This is a genomic window from Paraburkholderia sp. GAS448, assembly GCF_050435685.1.
Taxonomy (GTDB): domain Bacteria; phylum Pseudomonadota; class Gammaproteobacteria; order Burkholderiales; family Burkholderiaceae; genus Paraburkholderia.
Genome location: NZ_JBNDKT010000004.1, coordinates 168,266 through 191,065 on the forward strand (window position 1 = coordinate 168,266; position 22,800 = coordinate 191,065).

Below are 22,800 nucleotides of genomic sequence, written 5' to 3' on the forward strand. Positions count from 1 at the left end.
CTGGTGATGCTGAATCCCTGCCCGTATGCAGCGAGGGAGTGCGGTGCCACCCTTTTTTCAGAATGGGTAAGCGGGAAGGTTTTCGCGGCTCGTCATCCACTGCCATTCCGTGAACTGGTCGGCATTGGTCAGCGTGCTGTAGTTATGCCCGTTGCCCGACATACCCAGGCCGCCCATCGGCCCGAACACCTCGTGCATGACCGTCTGGTCATTGATGTGGACGATGCCGGCATGCAATCGGTCCGCAACCCGCTGGGCCCGGCGCAAATCGGAGGAAGCCACTGCCGCAACCAGGCCATACCGGTTCTGATTGGCCAGCGCAACCGCTTCGTCATCGTCCTTGACCACGGTTACCGCGGCGACAGGACCGAAGATCTCTTCCTCGAACACCGGCATGCCTGGCGCGACGTCAACCATCACGGTCGGCTTGTAAAACAGCCCGTCTCGCGATCCACCGGCGAGAATCTTCGCGCCCTTGACGGCCGATTCCGCCACGATGCGATCGACGTTTGCGGCCTGCCGTTCGTTGACGATGGGGCCCAAGTGGAAATCGCCCTTGAACGGATCGCCGACCGATAGCGCATTGGCCCGCCGCACGAGGCTCTCGATGTAGGCGTCGGCAATGCTTTGCTGAACGAGATGCCGCCCCGCGGACATGCAAACTTGCCCCTGATGCAAGAACGATCCCCACGCCCCGGCACTCGCCGCGGCTTCGACATCGACGTCGTCGAGCACGATGTAGGGATTCTTGCCGCCGAGCTCGAGGTTCGCTCGCTTGAGCAAGCCGCCCGCCACGGCGCCGATCGCTTGCCCGACCCGCGTGGACCCGGTGAAGCTGATCATGTTGACGAGCGGATCCCGGACCAGCGCGTCACCCGTTTCCGCGCCGCCGGGAAGCACATGGAACAGCCCGTCGGGCAGCCCCGCGGCCTCGAACAGCCGGGCAAACAAGACGCCCCCGCAGACCGACGATTGAGGATCGGGCTTGAGCAGCACCGCGTTGCCGGTGGCCAGCGCCGGCGCGATGGCGCGTGCCGCGAGGATCAACGGGGAATTCCACGGCGTGATGACCCCGACCACGCCCATCGGGATTCTGCGCGCAACGCTATGCCGCCCCTTCATGTCGCTCGTCGTGATCATGCCGGTCGGCTGGCTGGCCAGCGCCGCCCCTTCGAGAATCTCGCGTATCGCCAGCTTCACCTCCAGATGCCCCTTCGGCCGTATCGACCCGGTCTCGCGGATGATCTGACGGGCGATCTCGTCTGCGTGCACCTGCAACAAGCGCGCGACCTCGCGCAAAGCGTCGCCTCGCTGAGGCCCCGGCGTCGCGGCCCACGCGCGTTGCGCATCGGCCGCGATCGCGGCGGCGGCTGACACGTCGGCGGCCGACGCGCAACCAATCGATCCCATTTCCTCGCCGGTCGCCTTCTCGGTCACCGGGATCGTACCGCCGCCGGCGGCTTTCCACCCGCCGCTGTAGATTTTGTTGCGCCACACGTCTGCGGGCGCCAATTCGGTTACGGACATCCGATTCCTCCTGTTCGCTTCATTCAAGACGGAAAAGACGTCGCGCGTTTTCCCGTCCAACCTTTACGCGGTCAGGCTTGCTGATCGCGCACATTTCGAACCGCCAAGACGCCTCTCATGCGTTCAAACGGGCGAGGACATCATTGGCCCGCCGCGCAACATCAATCGCTTCCTTGATGTCCGGAATCCCCTGGATGCCAGGCGAGTTGAGCGACAAAATTGAATACTCCGTTCCGCCCTGCTCCATCCGTTCGAGCCGTTTCTGCTCGACGTCTATCAGATTGGACTTCAGCATCTCCCAGATGTGGGAAGGCGCATAACCTTTCGATTGCTCGATCGTCAGGTCGATTGCAAAGTGCTCTTCAAGTGCAATCTTCTTGTTTCTCATCAATCTGCTCCGGTTCAGCGTATGACGCTTGGCTCAAGTAGGAAGAAACGCGCGGCCGATCCGAGTTCGCCCGGATGGCATTTTTTTGATTTATCAAATACTTTACGGGTGGAGTATATTTGATTTTTCAAATACAAAAACTCGCGTAAACCCTCGACACACCAACAATCGAGACGCTATCGTGCTGCCGGCCGCGGTCGACGGCAGCCTCGGCACCAACCGCGCGCGCGGTGGACACAGGCAGATCACTGCTGATACCGACGTCGAGGCCGTGCGGTCACAACGTCCATCTCGCCGGCAGCGAAGTCGCGGCCGCGCACCAGGACCGGAACGTAGGATGGGGCACTTGAGAGAGTCTCCGCAGGAACAAGTCCCCACAATCAACCATTTTCCGCTGTCAGCTGCCACTGCAGGCCAAGCCTGGCAAGCGTTTAGCGAAGGTATTCAGTTTTCAGGGGATGGGCAAAAATAGTCAATATCTCTAGATCATCGGGCTGCATCGCCTCGGCGATATTCTGAAGTCAGATCGTCCATTTTGTCCTTCAGGCCGCCGTCAAGAACATAGTCCGCGGCGGCGATCGTATCCCTCAATTGTTCGGCGCGGCTCGCGCCCAGAATGACGGAGGTAATCGTCGAATTCGCGAGCATCCATGCGATCGACAGCTTGGCGAGGGGCTCACCTAGTCCTTGAGCGATTACGCGAAGCTGTTCGATAGTTTCGAACTGACGCTGATGCCAATAGCGGGCTTGGTACATGGCGCCAAACTGGCCGTTCTCAGCCGAAAAGCGGCCCTCGCCGGGCGTCTCGTCGGGCTGGTACTTCCCGGTCAAAAGTCCGCCGGCGAGCGGATTGAACGGGATTACCGCCAGATTTTCTTCCTGCGCCAATGGCAGTAGTTCACGCTCGACCTCCCTGAACAGGAGATTGTAGCGAGGCTGCACCGATACGAACCGGGCCAGCCTCAAGGTGTCCTGCCGGCCGATCGCCCGAGCCAGCCGATAGGCCAAAAAATTCGACACGCCGACATAGCGTGCTTTGCCCGAGCGGACGACCAGATCGAGCGTTTCGACGGTCTCGTCGAGCGATGTCGCCGCATCGTCGATGTGGAGTTGATAAAGGTCGATATAGTCGGTTTCCAACCGCCGAAGCGACGCGTCGATCGCGTCGAGCAGATGCTTGCGCGACGAGCCCTGATCCCACGCAGATGGACCCATTGGAGCTCCGGCTTTAGTCGCGACGATGAACCTGTCGCGCCTGCCTTTCAGCCAGCGCCCGGTGATCCCCTCAGTCCGACCTACGAAAGTCAAGTCGGCGCCCATTGGATAGGCGTCGGCTGTATCAATGAAATTCACACCCGCGTCCGCGGCGACATCCAGGATTTGGTGTGAGGCGGATTCATCCGTCTGCTTACCGAACGTTGCGGTTCCGAGGCTCAGACGGGAGACCGTAAGTCCAGTGAGACCGAATCTTGTGTACTGCATGGCATGCACCTCAAGTGGAGAGTCGCGCAGGCGCGACGTAGATCATGCGCCGGTGAAGCGACGAACCGCTTCCACGGCATGATCCTGAATTACGGCATCCCCGAGATCAGCGAAGCTTTCCGGTTGATCGACGACGAGAGTCCCGGTAAGCGTATTTGCACACGCCCAGACGGATGGTCCGGTTTCAGCTCCTGGACTGTGCTCCATTTCATCCTCCTGCAGAGGGGGCTGTTTATGAGGCTTGCGGTGCAGTCCGTGGAGATGGGGGCTGCGGAGCATTGGGGTTCATTTCCTTCGCGATGGCGTAGGCGCGTTTGGTCGCCGGACGCACGGCGACCGTGTCCAGCCAGCGTTCGACGTGAGGAAACTGGTCGATGTCCTGGTTCAGGATGTTGTAGGCAGCGGCCCAGGGATACGTTGCGACATCAGCGATTGAATAGTCGTCGCCGGCGAGGAACGGCCGGTCAGCGAGACGTCTGTTGAGCACGCTGTACAGGCGGGTGGTCTCAGCCGTATAGCGCTCGATCGCGTAAGGAATCTGCTCGGGTGCGGCGCGCCGGAAGTGGTTCTGTTGCCCCGCCATCGGACCCAGGCCACCCACTTGCCAGAACAACCACTGATGTACCTCAAGCTGCCCACGCTGATCTGCGGAAATCAGCTTGCCTGTCTTGTCTGCGAGGTAAAGCAGAATGGCGCCCGACTCGAACAGAGAGACCGATTCCCGGCCATCGGCCGGTTCGTGATCAACGATCGCCGGAATCCGGTTGTTGGGCGAGATTTTCAGGAATTCCGGCTCGAACTGCTCGTTCTTGCTGATGTTCACCGGAACGATGCGATACGGAAGACCGCTCTCTTCAAGGAAGATTGTTATTTTGTGGCCGTTAGGCGTGGTCCAGTAGTGCAGGTCAATCACTGAATTCTCCATCTACTAAAAGGCTCTTGCCCGGGTAGCAGGAACCGGAATGATCGAGGCTATGCCGCAAGGCCCAGCCGGACTGAACAGGTCCTTGACGCTCACCGGGATTTGGGCCGGTTCCCGGTCGACCGGCCACGGGAGTCAGGCGGTGCCCGCGCGCGCCAGTTGATCCAGTACAGGAAACAGCTCAGAGGGGTCAGGACGACGCGTATAGTCTGGGTTCACCTCGGAGTACGCGACGACGCCGTCTTGCGCGATGACATAGCGTGCGGGCATTGGCAGGCTCCATGACGTGTCGTCGTTGAACGCCGTGAGGTCGTTCTTCAGGACATTCCGATACAGATCGATCAGATAGTCGGGCAGCGCGAACCGCACACCGAACGCTTGCGCCAGCTGGCCATGAGGATCGACGAGAATGGGAAAGCCCAGGTGGTTTTGCTGGACCGACTTGCGGCTATTGACTGCGTTCTGCATCGAGATCGCGACGAGTGAGGCCCCTCGCGCTTCGATGTCGCTACGTGCTTCCTCCAGCGCCTGAAGGTCCAGATTGCAATACGGGCACCAGACGCCCCGATAGAACGTGACCACCAGCGGGCCGCGGCTCAGAAGACGATCCGAACTGAATGTTGCGCCTTCGGAATCCTTGAGCGTGAAGCTGGGAGCCTGCTGACCAGCCTTGATCGCAAGACTTGCCTGCCCGCTCGCGATCAGTTCCGCAGTGCCTTTACGGAATGTCTCGATCACAAAAGAGGGAATATTGTAGGGGGGGCCGCCACTCACCAGTTCGGTGGTGAAGGCATCCAGTTTGTCCTGAAGCGCCATGACTATCTTCTCCGTTTGGGAGCCGCGAGCAAGAGACGCGGCAACGAGAGGGAAGATATTTCATGCACCCACGCTCTTGTAGGCGTGGAAACCAACTTTAAGATATTCAGTTATTGAATGATTGACCCACTCAGGCGACAACATCGGGTTGGCGCTTGATAAAATCGGTCCGAATCTCCTTGAACGCGGCGCTCACGAAATCGGCAAACGCCCGGGCCGATGGCTTTGCGGCGCGACCAGCGGGGAGGATCACGTGGATGTCGGCTGACCCCATCTCCCAGCCCGGGAGGACACGTACGAGTGCGCCGCTGTCCAGTTCTGCCAGGCAGCTCAAATGACCGGTTGAGAGAATGCCAAGACCCGCCACCGCTGCGGCCGTCGCACCATCAGACCCATTCAGCATGAAACGTCCGTCGACGCGAACGGAAGTCGCCTTTCCGTTCCTCCGGAATGCCCATGCTTCTGAACTCTGGCCAGCCGGCCCGACGATCACGGCATGGTTAGGCAAGTCCGATGGAGCAGATGGGGTTCCCGCCTTTTCCAGATAAGCCGGCGAAGCTACCAACACGCGACGCACTACACCGATCCTGCGTGCGACCGCCGTCGAATCGGCCAGTGGACCGACGCGAACTGCAACATCCACGGACTCGCCGACCAGGTCTTGTCGCCGATCGTTCAGTGTGAACTCCACTCGCAATCCAGGATGGGCGTCGGTGAATTGCGAAAGTCGTGGGAGGACAGCCCGGGTGGCTAAAGCCGACGAGGTAGCGACGCGCAGAATTCCGCGTAACTCCCCGGTGCCGCGAGCAGCGTGATCTGCCTCGTCGAGCGCTGTGAGAATCGCCTCCGCGCGAGCCAGATAGTCGACACCGGCCTCCGTCAACGTCACGGCACGTGTCGTGCGCGTGAGCAAGGAGGCACCGATTTTCCTTTCCAGGGCGGCGACAATGCGCGAGGCGGTCGGCTGGGAGAGGCCGAGTTCACGACCGGCCGCGGAAAAGCTGCCAGTGCGCGCAACCCTGACGAAAAGTAGCAGCGAGAGAAATCGATCGTTCATGCAGATATCAAATATAACTTAGTCATTTTCTCCTACTACTTCAAAAAAGTGAATGAGGCAATACTAAGTTAAAAGGCCGCCGCGTGTGGCGGCCTCGTCCACAGGAGAGAGTCTCGGCATGTTGGCCCTATCGATCGTCTACGCTAGTGCGCTGGTCTGGATTTCGGCCATCGCTCAGCACGTCAACAATCTGACCGTACATAGCGCCAGGTGGGTCGCGAGTGACCGCTCGCAGCCGATCGCCGATGACGGTTTCACCGGGCGGTCGACGCGTGCACTGCGCAACAACCTCGAGTCGGCTGCGATGTACGTCCCGGTTGCGCTGGTCGCGCTTTTCCTGCACCCGACCTCGGCGATCGTCTCCTGGGTGCCAGCCATCTATATGGTTTTCCGTACGACGTTCACACTCGGCTACTGGCTGAAGATCAACCCGGTCCGCTCCCTGTCCTGCTGGCTTCCGAACTTTTATCTACTGCCTGGTGTCGTCTCATGACACCCATCGTGTTGAGCAGAGCAGGCCGAATAGCGCCGTTCAGTCAGGAATCGGGCAACTCGAAATCAATGGCTGTCTCTACCGACGCATTCCTGAATTTCCATTTCTCTTATTGAACGCATCAGAGATCCATCATGCCCGACAATGAACAACAGACCGTGTTTTCACCATTCAGCCTGGCCGGCCTGAAACTGAAGAACCGGGTCGTAATGGCGTCGATGACACGCGGACGCGCACGCAATGCGGGACTTATCCCGACGGCGTTGCATGTCGAATATTATCGGCAACGTGCTTCCGCTGGTCTGATCATGACAGAATCGACCTGGGTCAGCCGCGAGAGCATTGGTTTTATCAATGTCCCTGGCCTTTTTACGGCCGAACAGGCCGAAGGCTGGCGCGCAGTCACTGACGCCGTTCACGCGGAAGGCGGCCGGATCTATTCCCAACTCGCCCATTCCGGGGCCGGGTCCCATCCGGATTTCTTCAAGGGCGAGCCGCCGCTGGGGCCGTCGGCCATCAACCCCGGCCTCAAGTCATTCACGCCCGGAGGGTTCAAGGATACGGTCACGCCCCGCGCGATGACTGTCGAACAGATCAAGGCGACGATAGCCGATTACGCAGCAGCGGCCCGTAACGCCAGAGCGGCCGGCTTTGATGGAGTCGAACTCCATTCGGCCACGACCTATCTACTGCCGGAGTTCCTCAACAGTGCACTGAATGTCCGTCGGGATGAGTATGGGGGTAGTCCCGAAAACCGTGCGCGGATCGTCGTCGAGATACTGGAAGCCCTGATTGGCGTGTGGGGGCCTGGTCGCGTGGGCATCAAGATCAGCCCGACGATGGCGATGGGTGGATTCGGCCCGACCGGCGAGACGGTTGCGACCTACGATTATCTCGTCGAGCGGCTGAACGACCTGGCGCTCTCCCACCTGCAGATCGTCCGCGCCCCGAACGATCTTACCGGGACACCGATTGATGCGCTGCAGGACACCATTGCTTATTACCGCCCCCGATACGCTGGCACGCTTATCGCCAATCGTGGCTTCGATAAAGCGTCAGCCACCAGCGTTATCGAATCGGGCCAGGCCGACCTCGTATCCTTCGGTAGTTCTTTCATCGGAAATCCCGATCTGGTCCGACGGTTGCGCGAGGATCTTCTGTTAAACCCATCCAGCCGGGAAACCTATTATCAGGGCGCTGCCGAAGGCTACGTCGACTATCCGGTGGCATCCTGATCGCTTCCCGGCCGCGGTGTGAAGCAGAGGCGAACTCGATCAAGACTACGAACATCAAGAACGAACTTGCGCCACTGAACGGAGCGACCTCAGGAATCGGGGAAGCTGTCGCTGGGCGTCTGGCTTCCATGGACATCCAACCTATGCCGCGGCGCGGCGGGTAGATCACATGGCACCCAACATACCCGGGCACGACCTTTACTTATTGTAATCACTCAATCGGAGACAGAAATGACTTCAAGCAGTCCCACCAACGACCGCATCAAGGCTGACGACATGGTGCAAAATTTTAAGGAACAGGGGTTCCTGGCACGGCGCCTTTTCGTTGTGTTTACCACTCCAGTTAATGGACTCAGCCCTGTTATGCAGAATCTTCAGGCCCATCTTCGCTATCAGGTTGAACTTGAACACAAAGGCGTGATGTTCGCGGCTGGCCCTCTTCTGACGGACGATGGCGAGTATGGTGAAGGCGAAGGAATGTTCATTTATCGAGCCTCGTCGCTTGGGGAAGCCCGGTCGATTGCTGAGGCCGACCCTATGCATTCGAGCGGTGCTCGCAGATTCCGCATCAGACCGTGGATCCTCAATGAAGGGAAAATAGCGATCTCCGCAGACTTCTCTACCGGAAAGTTCGAAGTCGTCTGATAGGCAGCAAGAACCCAACCCGTATGGTCAGTTCTACGGAATAAAGCGGTCGAGAGATCATCGAGGTGCTCAAGCGCGTTGCGATTCCATGTTACACGCTTCACCGAAGGCTTCAATCGCTTCATTACCTCCACGATTGCTCCGGTTGCTTCCGGCTGGAGCGGTCGCCGGGTGGGGCTTGCACCCACTGGAAAGCGCCACCTTTTCACGGCGCACGCCCTAAAGGGACTTTCGACACGCTGAGCTTATAGCGGCTCCTTGAAATCTGCGGATTGCTGACGGTGGCGGCATCGAACAGCCGGACGGCAGCTTCCTGCATCAGCGAACTCACACTCCCGTTAAGGGTCGGACCGGTCGTGATGAAGGGCGAGATCGACTACTTCCGCGAACTGCATCTGCTCGACCGCATGACGGTGCGCCTGACACTCGCTGGCCTGTCCGACGACGGCAGCCGCATGGTGCTGCGCAAGGCGCCGTTACCCTGTCGTATGCGGCGAGGTGGCGGCTGAGCCGCATACGGCGCGCCGTCCTCACCCGATGCGCCGATTTGTTCCCTTACGTTTTTGATGTCGGCCGGCCGTGTTTGACTGCGTAGCTGACATTCGACCGTGTGGCAACGAAGGATATGAACGACTCGTTGTGGCCCGAGAATCGTCGAAGCCGTCGCGTTGGGGGCGCGAACGGTTTCGCCGTGTGAAATATCTCCGGCAAAGTCAAATTCCACCGTGCGCAATGGAAATTGCGGCTATGGATCGTGGCAGGAAAGAGCTCTGCACAACGTGAGGCAACAAGACACACAACAAAATCGCAGCCAGGCTACCGTTCCGGTGCGAAATCGTATTGCTTTATCTGATCATCGTGGGTCAATAACACTATGCGCGTTTCCCTCGGTTGATCGACGAACAGTGAGCAATGCCGGGCGTGGATAGCAGGGCGCCCCGTCGCATTCCGACAAATTCTTCTGCCCGGCACCTTCATCGGCACAATTCGGCTAGCGAGCGGCGATGCCTTGCGCGCCCGGAGGCAGCCCTGTCACTGCGCCGATCGAATTCAAACTGCCATCGGGTGAGATGCTGAAGCCACTAACGGCGCCGTCAGCTTCGCGAACGTACAGGAACTTGCTGTTCGCGCTAAGTGCGAGATCGAGCGGGTTGCTTACGACTGCAGCAGTCGCATTGATCAACTGAGTTGTGCCGTCGGCGTTCACCCGCAGGCTGCTGATCGTGCTGCTGCCCGCGTTGGCCGTATACGCGTAGCGCCCGTCACCTGTCGTGACGAGCCAACACGGCGCCTTTTCTCCGAGGGGGACGTTGCTGATCGCCGTTAGTTCCTGATTGCGCTCGATGTCGTAAGAAGCCACGGAGCCCGAGCCCGCCGCGGAAACGACTGCATAGCCACCGCGCGTGACCGAAAAGCCGAACGGCGTGACGCCGCTCGATGCATGCCGCACGGGGCCGGTCGCATATCCGGCGGGGTTGACATGATACGTATCGATGAGTTGCGTCCCTTTTTCGGTCACAATCAGTTCGTCGCTCTCCGGCGCGAAACCGATCTGACCAGGTTGAGCCGATGTGCCACCAGCGACCGGACGCAGCGAATTCGCTAGCGGAACCAGGCGCCTTCCAAACCCGTCGACGAAAAATCCGCTTATATTGGGAGTCCCGCCTGCGTTGACCACGTAAGCGGTAAACCCTTTTACCGCGACACTGACCGGCATTTGACCACCCGATGGCTCCTTGTCAAGCAGCGTAAGCTTCGTGCCTTCAACCTTGAACATGGAAACTTCGTTGCTTCCTGCGTTTACCGCAAACAGGAATCCGGACGAGAAAACCAATGAGCCTTGTGAGCCCAGGGGATCAGCTCCGGCACCTGCACCTTTGCCGCCTGTCGGGTAGGTGGCCTGGTACGCAAGATGACCGTTCGCGTCCCGGGAGTACGCCAGCACGGCATTGCCGGTTGGCTGGTTCGACAGAACAAAGACAGCGCCAGGCGAGTCGATATCCGAATCGGCCCATGAAATTGAGGGTAAAGATAGCGCGGCAGTTATGGCAAAGATGAAATGTTTGCGCGCTGCGCGTGGAAAAAGGCGGTCTGATTTCATTGACAGCTCCATATGTTGGCGAATTACAAATTGAGTGCCACAGGACAGATCGTTATTGACACGACCCGATCTTTGATACGTCGTTCGCTACGGGTACCCGTGCCGGGTACACCTGCAAGTTCGCATACGCGACGGTTTCGGTTACACCGACCACGATTTTTTTCTGGGACTGAGAGTGACCTGATCTGTTATCCAGGCCAAAGCGGGGGATTACTCGAGCGTCATCCACATGCGAGGCGCGCCTGACGACGGTAGATCAGGGCGCGCTCGATCGCGCTCTCCCAAAGGCTTGCGACGCTGAACTGCGGGGTATGGCGCGGGCCCTCGATCAGGCCCCGTACGACGGTTGACAGTTTCGCGGCGCCGGCAGCGGCCCATAACAGCAGATGCGTGTCGAGTAAGAGCTTCACGCGTCGTTACCTTCGAACAGATCGGTGATCTCACTCGAGCCCATTGTGTCGGAGCCGGTCGGGGACCTGGATCCGGCCCACCATGAAACCGATCCGCCGCTGCTGCGCGACGACCGGCGCGTCGCGCAGCAGCCCGTTAAAAGAGGAGGTGAGCGTCGCCGAAAAACGCGGCCGAGGACAGCCCCGTAAGCGGGGTCCCCTTGTTTTCCGTGCACAGAGTAACGGTTGGAGATCGAGCACTGGCGTGGGACTCAGACCGTAAGCGCTTGAATAGTTTACGATTTCTGTTCGTTGTTTGACGCGGCGGAAACCCGCATGTTCATTGGGCTGGTTTTGCACGCGGAGAGCTTGCGTCGAGCACGCTGCCACGCGGGTTTCCGGCCGATTCGGAAGCGAACAGCAAGTATTTGAATATGCAGCGATTGATGCACTGCAAACCGCCGAGACCCGCATCAATCCAAGGCCTGCCTACCGTCACTTTGTGCACGGAAAACAAGGGGACCCCCTTTATGACGTGCAGCCGTCATTCAGCTCACCGTTCACGTCCTTCCAGATACGGCCATTCGGCAAGTCCGGTTTCGTGCGGCGCGGATATGCGCTTTCAACCGTTTCGGTCGCGGAGGCTGACGGTATGATTCACGGACGGACCCTATGACCGAATTCCGCTAATAGTGTGAAACCCCCCCTGAGAGGCGAATCGACTGACTATCCTTGCTAAGGATGGAGCGGATGGGAGGGTACCAATAATGAACACCTCACGCACTCGAGCACTGGTTGGCAGCCTCTTCCTTCTCATTGCGGCCCTGTTCATCACCCAGTTCACCGCCTGCAGCGGGGACGAGGAATCGTCTTCATCCCCTCCAGTCCAGCGCATTCGACCTTTTGCACTCAGGTATGCCGATGGCTCCGTGGTGTATGCGGTAGGCCAGCCCATCATTCCAAACGATCCCAGTGTACGCGGACAGGTCGTTTCATACTCCGTTGAGCCCGCACTCCCACCCGGCCTCGCTCTCGACCCCCGCACGGGTGTCATTGGCGGGACGCCCACCGCCCCCTCCGTGGCAACTATTTACGTTGTGACGGCCTCGAATTCCCAGGGGTCAACTTCGGGACGTGTCCAGATTGAGGTAACCGACCACGTACTCGCCCCGGAGAGCCTGAGCTATCCTGTCGTGTCTGCAATCTACGCGATACACCAGGCGATCCCCCCGAACGCGCCTGTAACTACCGGGGGCGAGATTACCCAGTTCACCATTAATCCGAGCCTTCCACTGGGCCTCTCGCTGGACCCTGAGACAGGTGTCATCAGTGGTACGCCCGTGTTCACCCAGCCAGCTACGCAGTACACCGTAACCGGCGCCAATGCTGCGGGAAGCGTTCAGGCGAATATTGCCATTGCGGTTCAGCAACCGGTGGTGCCTCCCGTAGAGCCTCCCATACAGCCACCCATTGAGCCTCCGCCCGTACAGGTGGTGCCTCCCTCGACGGTTTCCTATGCCGATGCGGTGTACGTCGTGGGCCAGCCCATTGTGCCCAACGTGCCGACGCTGACTGGCGGAGTGCCCACACAGTTCACGGTCAGTCCGGTTCTGCCTGCCGGTCTCGACCTTGATCCCGTGACCGGTGCGATCAGTGGTACGCCGACTACCCCGCAAGCCGCAACCCTGTTCACGGTGGTCGCGGCCAACTCGGCGGGTCAAGTCCAGACCACCCTGACCCTGACTGTGACAGCTGCGGGTACGTGGACGCCTGGCGATAGTCTCAATACCCCCCGCGTGACACATACCGCCTCGCTGCGTCCTGACGGCACCGTGCTGGTGGCCGCCGGCTTCGGTTCGGCCCGTGTACTCAGCTCTGTGGAAAGCCGCACCGTGGCCGGAATCTGGCTGAATGCCCAGTCGATGGCAACATCACGCTTCTTGCACACATCGACCACGCTCCAGGATGGCCGTGTACTTGTCGTGGGTGGCGCAGGATCCAACGGCAGCGCGCTAAACACGGTCGAAATCTTTGACACGCAATGGAGCGCAGCGGCGCCCACCACAACCGCCCACCAGAGTCACACGGCAACCCTTCTCAACGATGGTCGGGTCCTGATTGCAGGGGGCTTCGATACGAGCGGCAAGCCTACTGCCGTAGCCGAGGCTTACAACCCCGGCACAGACGCCTGGACACCGGTTGCTTCGATGAACACAGCCAGGGCCGACCACACGGCAACCCTTCTTGCCGACGGTCGTGTTCTTGTCTCAGGCGGGGAAAACAGCGTTGGGAAACTGGCCTCTGCGGAAGTGTATGACCCAACCGCAAATACCTGGACGCCAGCACCCGACATGAGCCTGGCTCGCGCGTTCCACACTGCATCATTGCTCGCCGATGGCTCCGTCCTGGTGGCAGGCGGCGGCGTCGGCGATGCCGGACTCGCGACCAATGAGGTTGAGCTGTTCAATCCGCAGACCCTGAGCTGGCAGCCCATGCCGCCCATGACAACCCGGCGCGACTCACATACCGCTACCGTGCTGCCGAACGGCCAGGTGGTCGTAGCAGGTGGTTCAGGCGTCAACACGGCGCCCCTGGCGTCGGTGGAAATCTTCGACCCCGCCAGCGGGCAATGGCTGGCTGCGGCCTCGATGGCAAACAGCCGCGCCGCTCACACGGCGACGCTCCTGCCGGACGGCCGCCTGCTCGTCGTTGGTGGCAAGGGCGCCAGTTACCTTGCCAGTTCGGAGTTGTTCAACATATCTGTCAGTGGCACGCAGGCCGCCGCAAACACGGGCCCTTAAGGACGGGAGCTTCGACGATTCAGCGACGATCGCGATATAGGCGCAATTAGCCAGCTCCGCCAGCTGGGAGTAAGCGAACCCCAGCAGCAACCGGACGTTCCCGGACGCCTGGTCGCACTGAGAGACGTGCGTCCGGTCGGGCCAGAGACCCAACCGCCACATCCACGCGGGGGTGCGATATCTGGCAGAGGCCGACATTTAAATGTCCGCGCGGTAGCGCGAACGAACGACCGCTCGTGGCCGATTGCACCCGCTGAGATGCGGCGCCACAAAGCTGCCGTAGGCGCCGGACGAATTCTTTCGACTGGCAGCTTACGGTCGACCTGGTCGAACGCGTACAACCGGCCATGTCCGGACATCGGTCCGCGCCTTCACGGGGTCATTCAAATGTCGGCTCCGCACCAGACAGCGGTCCTTTGTGCGCAGAACATTTCAGTCGCGTTTCCGATCAGCCCTCACCGCACGACCTATTCTCGCCACGGCTAGCCAATCGACCCGGGATGGCAATTGTGTAGAAGAGCCTTCGTGCATCTTCACCGCGCCCGCGCAGGAAGGCGCGCAATCATCCGATCAGCCATCGCGCGGTCGATGACTTCAAATGAGCGGCTCGTGCGCTCATAGGCATACATGTCGCCAGTCGCGATGTCGAACCACCAGCCGCTCAACACCAGTGCGCCAGCAGTGACTTGCTGGTGAACGATCGGGTATGTCATCAGATGCTCAAGCTGCACAAGTACGTTGAGTTGCGACAATTGATCGTGCGGTTTCAGCCTGTCATTGAGCGGACCTTCGTGTTCGAGGCGAAACGCTGCGTTGTTCGCGTGGTACAGCCATTTATCGAGATTCGGCGCTTTCAGCTTGGCGTTGCGTGTATACACGGCTTTCATCGCTCCGCACTCGGAATGCCCGCACACAACAATATTCGCGACTTTCAACACCAGCACTGCGTACTCGATCGCGCTTGCCTCGGAGAGGTCGCCGGTAGAGACTCCCTCCGCAGTCGCCGGTGGTATCAGGTTGCCGACGTTGCGCATCGTGAACAGATCGCCCGGATGGGTCGAGGCAAGCAGGTCCGGCACAACCCGGCTGTCCGAGCACGTGATGAAGAGCGCATCCGGTGTCTGCGCGAGCGCCAGTTCGCTGAACTGCTTCGCGTATTGCGGCAGCATTTTCTCGCGGAATTCAACGATGCCCATTATGAGTTTGTCCATGGTTTGCCTCCGAAAGGACTAGTCGTTTGCTGTCGAGACTGCCGAACCTCCAAGCCCTTGCGAATCGGGGATACGGGCCAACGCCAGGTCCTCGGGAAATGGGTGCGTCGAGGCGATCGCGCGATCGAGCAGTGTCAGCTCGACACGCAATGCGTCATGACGATGTTCCGGCAGGCTCTGGATGAGGTTCTCGATCGCCGCGCGTAGACGGCGCGCGATTTGAATGCTGCTCGCGCCGCATTGTCGTATTTCGCGGAAACTAATATGCACGAAGTCTTCCCAATTGGGCGTCCGTAAGATCACGCGCACCCGCCCCGACCTATCCACCATCTCTTCGATGCGCAGAGACCGTTTGCCCACCACGCGCAATAGCCGGTGCAACTGATCGATCGCAAGCACGGCCGTCGTCGGATCGTTGATCGCCGCCGACAGCGCTTTCAGCGCAATATCGACCAGGATGCGAAACGCGAACATAGGGTCCTGCTCCATTGTGCGTTCCGTCCCGAAAGCGACCAGTGTGCGGAGCCTGCTCTCATCGAGAGCGCCAGAGTTCCCGTACAAATAAAACAAGGGTTCGTCCGCAGCGACGAAATCACCCACTTGTGGCACGAATTCGATGATTGAGTCAGTGCGCCGCGCCTTGTCCACCAGCCTTTCCAGATTCACGGCCAGAACGATGCCAGATTTGCCGCGGTGACGAACAATGCGATCAGGTACGCCTCGCTCTTTGTCACGTTCCGGCGGGGTAGTTGCACCGGAAGTCGAAGCGGGGTAAACGCTCTCTATGACCGCCATCCCGTGCTTCCCGACGCGTGCCACGAGGCTTACCGGACGCAGAGATTTCGCGGCGTAGTCAATCAGGAAAAGGAACGCGACGACGGAGGCGAATCCAAATAGCGCTGCAAGGAACACTTGAAGTTGGTGTACTTCATTCTCACCCATCCAACTCTGCGTTCTATCGGCGAACAGCATTGTGAAAACGAACAATCCCGAGATGCTACGGATGGTGTTATCGCGCAGCAGTGTCGTCGTGATCCGCGGGGTGTACTGCCCGCCAGCGACCTGGATTGCGACGAGCAGCGAACCGAACGTAAACACCAGAAACCCCAGGTCTGCGGAAACGATGTCACCAAGCAACGACCGCGCCCCAGTCATGGACAGCCCAAGAAAACCGGTTTTCGGATCAAGGATCGCTTGCCTGATCATCCACCTTCCCAGCATTTCAGTCAGAGGTTTTACCACGGCATAGATCGCGACTGCGATGAGCGGCACGGCCCACAGCGAAGATCTTAGGTAGCTCCTTAAGCTGTACCAGCGATTCCAGTCCATGTTTGCTCTCTCCCCAGGATCCATATTGCAGCGGGAGACCAAGGTCTTCACGGTTCGCCAGATGGCATGCGAAGGGGGGCCTCCCGACCGGGCGCGCGCACGGCTGCGCTTACCCCACGGTCGCTTCCTCCGGCCGTCGTCTTGACGTCCCGTCGGTGTTCAGGTCAGCGCCGCTGAAACGTCCAAAACCACCTGTTTTGCATGCACGAACTGCACCGGCGCCAGGACGACACCGTCGCCTCTGTCATACGCCAGAACCAGACGATCCTCCATTCTGACGGACACGCTGCATATCACGTTACCTTCGAGGGGGCCACGCGGCCCCCTTATTGTTGACTACTTCCCTCAACATTGCGACGCCATTTATAAACGGATCCACACAGCCGCCAACACCTATGTCTGGCCAGTTCGTCGCGGATGTAATCCAGCGGTGTGAGCGGAAGGTTATCCGGCAACTTGTCGATCAGGCCAAGGATCCGCTCCTCCGCCTCCTCCAGCTCCTTGCCCTCCGCGCGACGCTTCGACACATCGCCGTAGCGGCCGGTCTCCTTGATCCAGAGCACCTTATCGAGCGTGCGCCGCAGGTAGTCCTTAAACGTGATCGGCTTATCCAGCTCGACACCGGTAAACTCGCGAGCGACGGCCTCTGGATCGTCGTCGTAGGCTTCGTTCTGCCCCGTGACAAATTCTGCAAGCATTGCCTCGCCGGTGCGCTGCAACGCTATGATCGGCTTCTCGTTGTTTTCGATCGCCTCGATCGCGAGGTCGACAATTTCCCGCGATTTCAACGCGAGCAGCATTTGCGATACGAGCGCGTGCATGCGCGAGCCGAAGTTCATGCTGGTCGCCCCCATTCGCATGCCGACGCGTTCGCTTTCCGGGATCCTCAGCAGCTGCTTCGCATATTCCTTGTTGATCTTGGTGACGATTTCCTTCACGTCGCCCGAGATCTAGTTCATTCCAGTCAGGATCTCGGCGAGCTGGTTGGCAATCTCCTCGTTGCGCTCGACGTAGCGCGACACCACAAATTCCTTCTCGATTCCGGTGTTGTCGAGCTCGCGCGAGATCATGCATCCCTGCAACGCGATCTCGTAATTCAGGGCCTCCTGAAGCGACAGCGGATCGCTGTTGACCGCATCGAGCAGTTTCTGCGGATTAACGCCCTTCGGCAGGATCTTCTTGTACAGCGCGAGGTTCGTCGCGCCCTTGATCGGGGTGCCCGACGAATACACCACGTTACCTGTTGCGAACGGCGACGGAGCGAACGCGTCTCAGGCACATGGGATATCAATCAGGTCATCCAGACGGACAGCGAAGCCGCACGTCGCATCATCGGGGAATCGTTGCCCGACTACTTGCGCGCGATTACCGGGGAGGAAGAAGTTGAAGGTATGCACCGACGAATTCACGGCCTGCCTCCCGAAGGTCGTCGCACCCTGGTAGCGAGGGACTTTCTCGAGGCATGACGCAGGACTCGCTCGACAAGTTCTGCAACGCGGCAGGCTGGTCGGTGGGCAGCGACGCGGCGGTTCCGCTTGTGAAAGTGGGGGCGAACGGCACCATCGACACTACATTGGCCTCCTCGCAGGTGATAGCCCTCGTGCTGACCATTACCGGCCTGTTGGCAGCCGTTTCTATCAACGGCGCCAAGGTAACCCGGCTCAATCTGTGAGCGCGAAGCCGGGCTTGCTCCCGGCCCGCCAGCTTGCCTGCGCGGTCATGGCGGGTGCGGGGCAAGCGCCATACGTCCGGTGCGGACGGCGTCCAGGCGCGGGAATGTGCGCTGTGCGTGGCAGGTCGGCGCAGGCCCGATCGTCATTCAACTGTCACATGAACGAAGCCGGCGATGTGCCTACTTCTGGGCAGCAGGCTCCACGGAAATGGCGAGGGCTTCGGTGTACACGGCCTCGACCTGGTCACCCGTCTTGATGTTCGCCAGTTGCGCGGGATCCTCCACCTTCAGGTCTACCGTGTTGCCCTTGGGGCCTTTTAACGTGACAGTTTTGGTTTTTGTATTGACTCCGACGACGTCGGCCAGGACTTTCACCTCCCGCCCAACGGTACCGCCAGGCTTGGCCCCAGGGGGCGTGCGCTCCATCGACGGAGTCTCTGAGGCGGAACTCATGCCGTCGCCGTTTTTCTTGAGACTCAAGGCGAGTGATTCCTTGTAAACGGCCTTGACGACGTCGCCCACCTTGAGTTGGTCGAAGTTGCGCGCCTCGTCCCCAACCTGCACTTCGACGACCTTGCCGTTGGCACCCTTCAGCACTACGGTTCTTGTCGCGGGATCGATGTCCTGGACTGTGGCGGTCACCCGGGTGGTTCCCTTTATGACCGCCTTGCCCGGCGATTTCATCACTTCCACGTGGGACTCCGGCTGCTGCGCCCATGCTGTATGGACCATCGCTGCCACGGCAGCGATGACGAGCATCTTTCTGTTCGACATAATTTACTCCTTTAAAACACCGATATGTCACCCGCAGCGGATCTGAAACGGCTAAGTGCCAACTGCGCGATGTTCATGCGCGGGATGAGCCGCCCACACCAGCCACCGCGTGCACGCACCTTGTGCATCCCATCGGGAAACAAGTGGGAAAGATGCGCCCAAACAGGCGACTCCTCTCGTCGCTCCCGCTTGCGAATTGAAGGATCTGCGCGCGGTATCCCTACGATCGAACACACGTTGTGCGACCGTTCTGTATCGGTGCGTATCTCCAGGTGCGCTTGTTCCATATCAAAGATCAGGTTAGCAGCGATAACCCGCAGGAATAGAGTTACCGGCTGAAGTAGATCGTCCTTCAGTTTGGCTCATCGTCGCGTGAACAGGCATGGCCTCTCGCAAGAACTCCACCTGTCACGCAAGCATTGAGACTTGTAACGCAATGAAGTGACGACGCTGCTCCAGTTCACCATATACCATCCAGATAGCTCTACGCCAGTAACTAATGACATGAATGTCCGCGCAACATGAGCGCGTCTTCCAGATTGCGATGTTTTAGCGATCGACATAGCCGGCGAGCAGCTCGGGTATGGCTCGTACGATCTTTCGATAATCAGGCTCATTCAGGAATCGGCAACCCATAGCGCGCCATGTGCCGGGAGTCCGCGAGCCCCAACCCGTCACGCATCGCTTTCGATCCAGCGCTCCTGCGGAATCCGGGTACGCTGTAGGCCTCGCTTCGACTACCTCACGACGGCCGGCTAGACGTCCGCGACGGGTACGGATTGTGCTTATCATTTAAGGCATCCTACACGTTCAGTCATACCACGTTGCCTCGCAAAGATGCAACGCGACCCGAGGAATGGACGCATTCCCGGTTCATGGTCACTACCTATTGTGCGGCGGTGTAGACGTCAATCAACATGATTCACGGTTTATCCCCTACCCTTTTACGCGCGACCTGATCTGGATTTCACTTGAACCGCAGACTGACGTCGAGCGTGCGGCGGGTTGCGCCGGCAAACAAAGAAGGGCATGGTCATGGTCAAAGCCGATACTCGAAAGCACGCGAGTGCCCAACTTCGAACAGAAACCCCGTACCTGATGGCTGATGAACGCCTGGCTAAAGGGAGTGCGCTGCGCGCTACCGTCCCTCGTGTGTCGCAGGGGATGGAAGCCACCCACCGATCGCCGTGATCCGGTCGAACTCCTGAGTGATTCCAATGAAGGCTGCATCATGGATGCTGATTCCGGTCCGCTTCGGGCGCATGCCCGCCCGGGCGATGCCGCGATGATCGCCGGATACACGGGTTCCGGCCAGACGTTCGACGACGCGATTACCGAGTTCGCGACGGAGCACAGTTCCCTGAACCGACGTGACTATCGGGAGTTCATCCGCGCGTCGGACGGACCGGATTCAGGCGACGATAGAGGACTAGTCAGGAGCGCTGCTAGCCACTCTAGTCACCGATGTTCGCCCGACGCGCGGCTTCCTGGACACCGCGAACCGATGCAGCGGTGACGATGCCTGTCACCAGTCGCCCCACCACGCCGAGCAGGACCGCGTCGATCCGGCCCAGCGCAGTCGTGGGGACCACGTCACCGTACCCGCACGTTGTTCATGATCTTGCCATGGTCGAACACGTTCCAGCTCACGCTGGGACCGGCGACGAGCGCCAGGGTGCTGGGCGCGCCGGCCACCGACGTGGCGGTCCGGACCAGGCTGCCCAGAATCGTCACAGGGGGTAGAGATCGGCCCCTGCCACGCCGATCAGCGCCGACTGGGCAGAGCCACCTGCAGTTCGGCGGCACGAACGTCCGGGCGGCGCAGCAGCAGGCCGGCGGGCACGTTCTGCAGCACCGCACGGCCAACGAGCGGGATCATGCCTTCCTTGCCCGGGTGTTCCTCCAGTTCGGGCAGCGGGCCAGGCGGGCGGCCGATCAGGATGGACAGCGCATGGCGGGCAAGCATGATCTGATTCTCGAAATCGGGGATGGTGGCGAGAGTGCCCAGATACTGCGTCTTTGCCTGTTGCAGATCCAGCTCATCGCTTTCGCCACTCTTGAATAGACGCTGGGTGATCGCATAGCTGCGCTTTTGCAGTTTGGCGTCGTCGCGGGCGATGCGCAGGCGCGCCTCGGCCGTGCGCAGGGCGTAGTAGGTGGTGGCCACCTGGGCATGCAGTAGTACCAGCACATCATCATGGTTGGCTCTGGCGGCAAAATACGCGCTATCGGCCGACTCGATCGCGCGGCTGAAACGCCCCCAGAAATCGAGTTCCCAGCCGACGCTGAAGCCCGCGCTGTATTGCAGGAAGCCGCCGTCGTGCGGGCGGCTTCCGCCGGAGCGCCTTTCATCGCCGTACAGAACGTCGCCGTTGATCTGCTGCACTTGAGGGTAGCGCCCGCTCAGGGCAATCCCCAGTTGGGCGCGAGCCTCCATCACACGCAGGCCAGCGATCTTCAGGTCGCCGTTGTGGGCGTCAGCTTCAGCAATCAGACGCTCGAGATTCTGATCCGAGAATACCTGCCACCACTGCCGGGCGTCCGGTTGTACCCCCTGGCTGGTGACCTGCTCGATAGCCGGGCTGCTCCAGTGTTCGATCCAGGCCTCGCGCTGGGGATGAAAGTCGGACCCGAACCAAAATGCAGCCACTGACGCACACCGCGCCGATCAGCAACAGGCGTTCGGGGCGGACGAAGCTCAGCACGGGACGACCCTCGCGGCATCAAGGCTTCTTTTGCTCCCCTGGCGCCTCCGCTTTCGGTCCGTCCTCCACCCATCGCCAGAACAGTTGATAACCGACTGCAAGCACCACGGGACCAACAAACAGGCCAATCACGCCGCCGGTGACCATGCCGCCCAGCGCGCCGATCAGCACCACCGGCATCGGCACGTCGACGCCGCGACCCAGCAGCAAGGGCTTGAGGACGTTATCGGCCAGTCCTGCAACGAAGACGTAGACCGAGAAGATGATCGTCGCTACGCCGACACCTTTGGTGGCAATGACAAAGGCGATCACCGGAATGGTGATCAGCGTGGCAGGCAACTGCATGATCCCGAGCAACAGGACCGCGAGCGACAGGAGGCCAGCGGCAGGAACACCTATCACGACAAAAGCAACGCCTACCAGCAGCATCTGGATGAACGCGATGCCGACCACGCCTTGTGCGACCGCACGGATGGTGGCGGTGCACAATTCGGCGATCTTCGGACCGTTTTCCGGGCCCGAAAGACGCGAAGCGATCTGCACTGCGCTGCGGCTCCCCTCTTCCCCATAAGCCATGAAAATGCCGGCGACGATCAGGGCAACGAAGAAGACCAGCAGCCCCGCGCCGAGGCTCGTGACCGTCCCCAGCAGCGCGACACCGACCTCCTTCAACTGAGGCGCGTACTTCAGCACGAGACCGGTCAGGTCCGTGGCGGCCTGCAGCCAGAAATCGTACAGTCGCTGGCCCACCAGCGGCCAGGCCGCCACCGACTCAGCCGGTGGTGGAATCTGGAAGGTGCCGCTCTTCGCGATGTCCATCGTGCGCTCCAGCGAGTCGGCAATCGCGTTGCCCATCAACCAGGTCGGCACAAGGATAATGGCGAAGGCAACCAGAACGATCAATGTCGCAGCATGACCATCCTTCTTGAGCACCCCGCCCCGGAGTTTGACCAGCAGGGGATAGAGCGTGATCGCCAGGATCATGGACCAGACGATCAGGTTGAGGAACGGGTAGAAGATCCGGAAGCAGGATATCGCGAGAACCGCTATCAAGCCGGCACGGATCAGTACATCGAGCAGCCCGCGGGACAGCGCCATGTCAGAAGTTTGCGTCGGCAACATCGATTTGCCTCCTTGCAGATTGGCGCCAGGTATCGGAGCGGTATGCCAAACTTGCCAGTCAAACGTGCCCAGCCAGCGCGACGAGAAGAATTCGTGCCAACGACGATGCACGAGTTCGAACCGGGACATGA

At 60.0% G+C, this 22,800-nt stretch carries 20 protein-coding genes and 4 pseudogenes; 8 read left to right on the plus strand and 16 right to left on the minus strand.

What is annotated here, in order from left to right; all coding sequences use genetic code 11:
- Positions 1-57 precede the first annotated feature (57 nt).
- From P3T23_RS09635 to P3T23_RS09660, 6 genes are all read right to left on the minus strand, one after another.
- Positions 58-1,527: an aldehyde dehydrogenase family protein gene (locus P3T23_RS09635; protein WP_429315942.1), complete on the minus strand. Its 1,470-nt coding sequence runs from the start codon at positions 1,525-1,527 to the stop codon at positions 58-60.
- 115 nt (positions 1,528-1,642) lie between these two features.
- Complete coding sequence (locus P3T23_RS09640) at positions 1,643-1,915, minus strand: hypothetical protein (protein ID WP_429315943.1); 273 nt, start codon at positions 1,913-1,915, stop codon at positions 1,643-1,645.
- Positions 1,916-2,401: 486 nt separating this feature from the next.
- On the minus strand, positions 2,402-3,397 hold the full coding sequence (locus P3T23_RS09645; RefSeq protein ID WP_429315944.1) for an aldo/keto reductase: 996 nt from the start codon (positions 3,395-3,397) through the stop codon (positions 2,402-2,404).
- Positions 3,398-3,629: 232 nt separating this feature from the next.
- Complete coding sequence (locus tag P3T23_RS09650) at positions 3,630-4,310, minus strand: glutathione binding-like protein (protein ID WP_429315945.1); 681 nt, start codon at positions 4,308-4,310, stop codon at positions 3,630-3,632.
- Between the two features lie 144 nt (positions 4,311-4,454).
- On the minus strand, positions 4,455-5,135 hold the full coding sequence (locus tag P3T23_RS09655) for a peroxiredoxin-like family protein (protein WP_429315946.1): 681 nt from the start codon (positions 5,133-5,135) through the stop codon (positions 4,455-4,457).
- Positions 5,136-5,265: 130 nt separating this feature from the next.
- The gene (locus P3T23_RS09660) at positions 5,266-6,192 is read right to left on the minus strand and encodes a LysR family transcriptional regulator (RefSeq protein ID WP_429315947.1); all 927 of its coding nucleotides are present in this window, start codon (positions 6,190-6,192) and stop codon (positions 5,266-5,268) included.
- Between the two features lie 118 nt (positions 6,193-6,310).
- On the opposite strand from P3T23_RS09660, the gene P3T23_RS09665 reads away from it, so the two are divergent.
- From P3T23_RS09665 to P3T23_RS09680, 4 genes are all read left to right on the plus strand, one after another.
- Positions 6,311-6,685, plus strand: coding sequence for an MAPEG family protein (locus P3T23_RS09665; RefSeq protein WP_429315948.1), 375 nt, complete (start codon positions 6,311-6,313; stop codon positions 6,683-6,685).
- Between the two features lie 134 nt (positions 6,686-6,819).
- A complete protein-coding gene (locus tag P3T23_RS09670) occupies positions 6,820-7,920 on the plus strand; it encodes an alkene reductase (protein WP_429315949.1) in 1,101 nt (366 codons plus the stop codon).
- Between the two features lie 231 nt (positions 7,921-8,151).
- A complete protein-coding gene (locus P3T23_RS09675) occupies positions 8,152-8,565 on the plus strand; it encodes a YciI family protein (protein ID WP_429315950.1) in 414 nt (137 codons plus the stop codon).
- A gap of 359 nt (positions 8,566-8,924) precedes the next feature.
- Positions 8,925-9,074, plus strand: a complete 150-nt coding sequence (locus P3T23_RS09680; protein ID WP_429315951.1) for a hypothetical protein — start codon at positions 8,925-8,927, stop codon at positions 9,072-9,074.
- 482 nt (positions 9,075-9,556) lie between these two features.
- Here the strand turns inward: P3T23_RS09680 and P3T23_RS09685 are convergent, their stop codons facing one another.
- Both P3T23_RS09685 and P3T23_RS09690 read right to left on the minus strand, forming a co-directional pair.
- Positions 9,557-10,342, minus strand: a complete 786-nt coding sequence (locus tag P3T23_RS09685; RefSeq protein WP_429315952.1) for a lactonase family protein — start codon at positions 10,340-10,342, stop codon at positions 9,557-9,559.
- A 545-nt stretch (positions 10,343-10,887) separates the two neighbouring features.
- Positions 10,888-11,076: a hypothetical protein gene (locus tag P3T23_RS09690; protein ID WP_429315953.1), complete on the minus strand. Its 189-nt coding sequence runs from the start codon at positions 11,074-11,076 to the stop codon at positions 10,888-10,890.
- 746 nt (positions 11,077-11,822) lie between these two features.
- Between P3T23_RS09690 and P3T23_RS09695 the strand changes: the two are divergent.
- Together P3T23_RS09695 and P3T23_RS09700 are read left to right on the plus strand one after the other, a co-directional pair.
- Positions 11,823-12,197 (plus strand): annotated as a pseudogene (locus tag P3T23_RS09695) (putative Ig domain-containing protein); the annotation flags it as partial.
- A 51-nt stretch (positions 12,198-12,248) separates the two neighbouring features.
- Positions 12,249-13,856: a Kelch repeat-containing protein gene (locus P3T23_RS09700; RefSeq protein ID WP_429316224.1), complete on the plus strand. Its 1,608-nt coding sequence runs from the start codon at positions 12,249-12,251 to the stop codon at positions 13,854-13,856.
- A 533-nt stretch (positions 13,857-14,389) separates the two neighbouring features.
- On the opposite strand, the gene P3T23_RS09705 is transcribed toward P3T23_RS09700, so the two are convergent.
- The 4 genes from P3T23_RS09705 to P3T23_RS09720 all read right to left on the minus strand — a co-directional run bounded on the left by P3T23_RS09705 (position 14,390) and on the right by P3T23_RS09720 (position 17,631).
- Entirely contained in the window at positions 14,390-15,067 is a 678-nt protein-coding gene (locus P3T23_RS09705) for a carbonic anhydrase (protein WP_429315954.1), read from the minus strand.
- Positions 15,068-15,085: 18 nt separating this feature from the next.
- The gene (locus tag P3T23_RS09710; RefSeq protein WP_429315955.1) at positions 15,086-16,396 is read right to left on the minus strand and encodes a DUF2254 domain-containing protein; all 1,311 of its coding nucleotides are present in this window, start codon (positions 16,394-16,396) and stop codon (positions 15,086-15,088) included.
- Positions 16,397-16,722: 326 nt separating this feature from the next.
- Positions 16,723-17,334 carry a hypothetical protein gene (locus tag P3T23_RS09715; protein ID WP_429315956.1) on the minus strand — a complete coding sequence of 204 codons (612 nt, stop codon included), beginning with the start codon at positions 17,332-17,334 and terminating at the stop codon, positions 16,723-16,725.
- Between the two features lie 12 nt (positions 17,335-17,346).
- On the minus strand, positions 17,347-17,631 hold the full coding sequence (locus P3T23_RS09720; RefSeq protein WP_429315957.1) for a hypothetical protein: 285 nt from the start codon (positions 17,629-17,631) through the stop codon (positions 17,347-17,349).
- Between the two features lie 227 nt (positions 17,632-17,858).
- Here P3T23_RS09720 and P3T23_RS09725 point away from each other — a divergent pair, with 227 nt between their 5' ends.
- Positions 17,859-18,068, plus strand: a complete 210-nt coding sequence (locus P3T23_RS09725) for a hypothetical protein (protein ID WP_429315958.1) — start codon at positions 17,859-17,861, stop codon at positions 18,066-18,068.
- A gap of 180 nt (positions 18,069-18,248) precedes the next feature.
- On the opposite strand, the gene P3T23_RS09730 is transcribed toward P3T23_RS09725, so the two are convergent.
- Positions 18,249-18,842 (minus strand): hypothetical protein, encoded by a 594-nt coding sequence (locus tag P3T23_RS09730; protein WP_429315959.1) that lies wholly within the window; start codon positions 18,840-18,842, stop codon positions 18,249-18,251.
- 1,255 nt (positions 18,843-20,097) lie between these two features.
- Between P3T23_RS09730 and P3T23_RS09735 the strand changes: the two are divergent.
- Positions 20,098-20,272 (plus strand): annotated as a pseudogene (locus P3T23_RS09735) (DUF2252 family protein); the annotation flags it as partial.
- 24 nt (positions 20,273-20,296) lie between these two features.
- Here the strand turns inward: P3T23_RS09735 and P3T23_RS09740 are convergent.
- The 3 genes and pseudogenes from P3T23_RS09740 to P3T23_RS09750 all read right to left on the minus strand — a co-directional run.
- Positions 20,297-20,452, minus strand: a pseudogene (locus P3T23_RS09740) (ion channel); the annotation flags it as partial.
- Positions 20,439-21,547: pseudogene (locus P3T23_RS09745) on the minus strand (TolC family protein); the annotation flags it as partial. The pseudogenes P3T23_RS09745 and P3T23_RS09740, both read right to left, overlap by 14 nt.
- 18 nt (positions 21,548-21,565) lie before the next feature.
- Positions 21,566-22,669, minus strand: a complete 1,104-nt coding sequence (locus P3T23_RS09750; RefSeq protein ID WP_429315960.1) for an AI-2E family transporter — start codon at positions 22,667-22,669, stop codon at positions 21,566-21,568.
- Between the last annotated feature and the right edge of the window lie 131 nt (positions 22,670-22,800).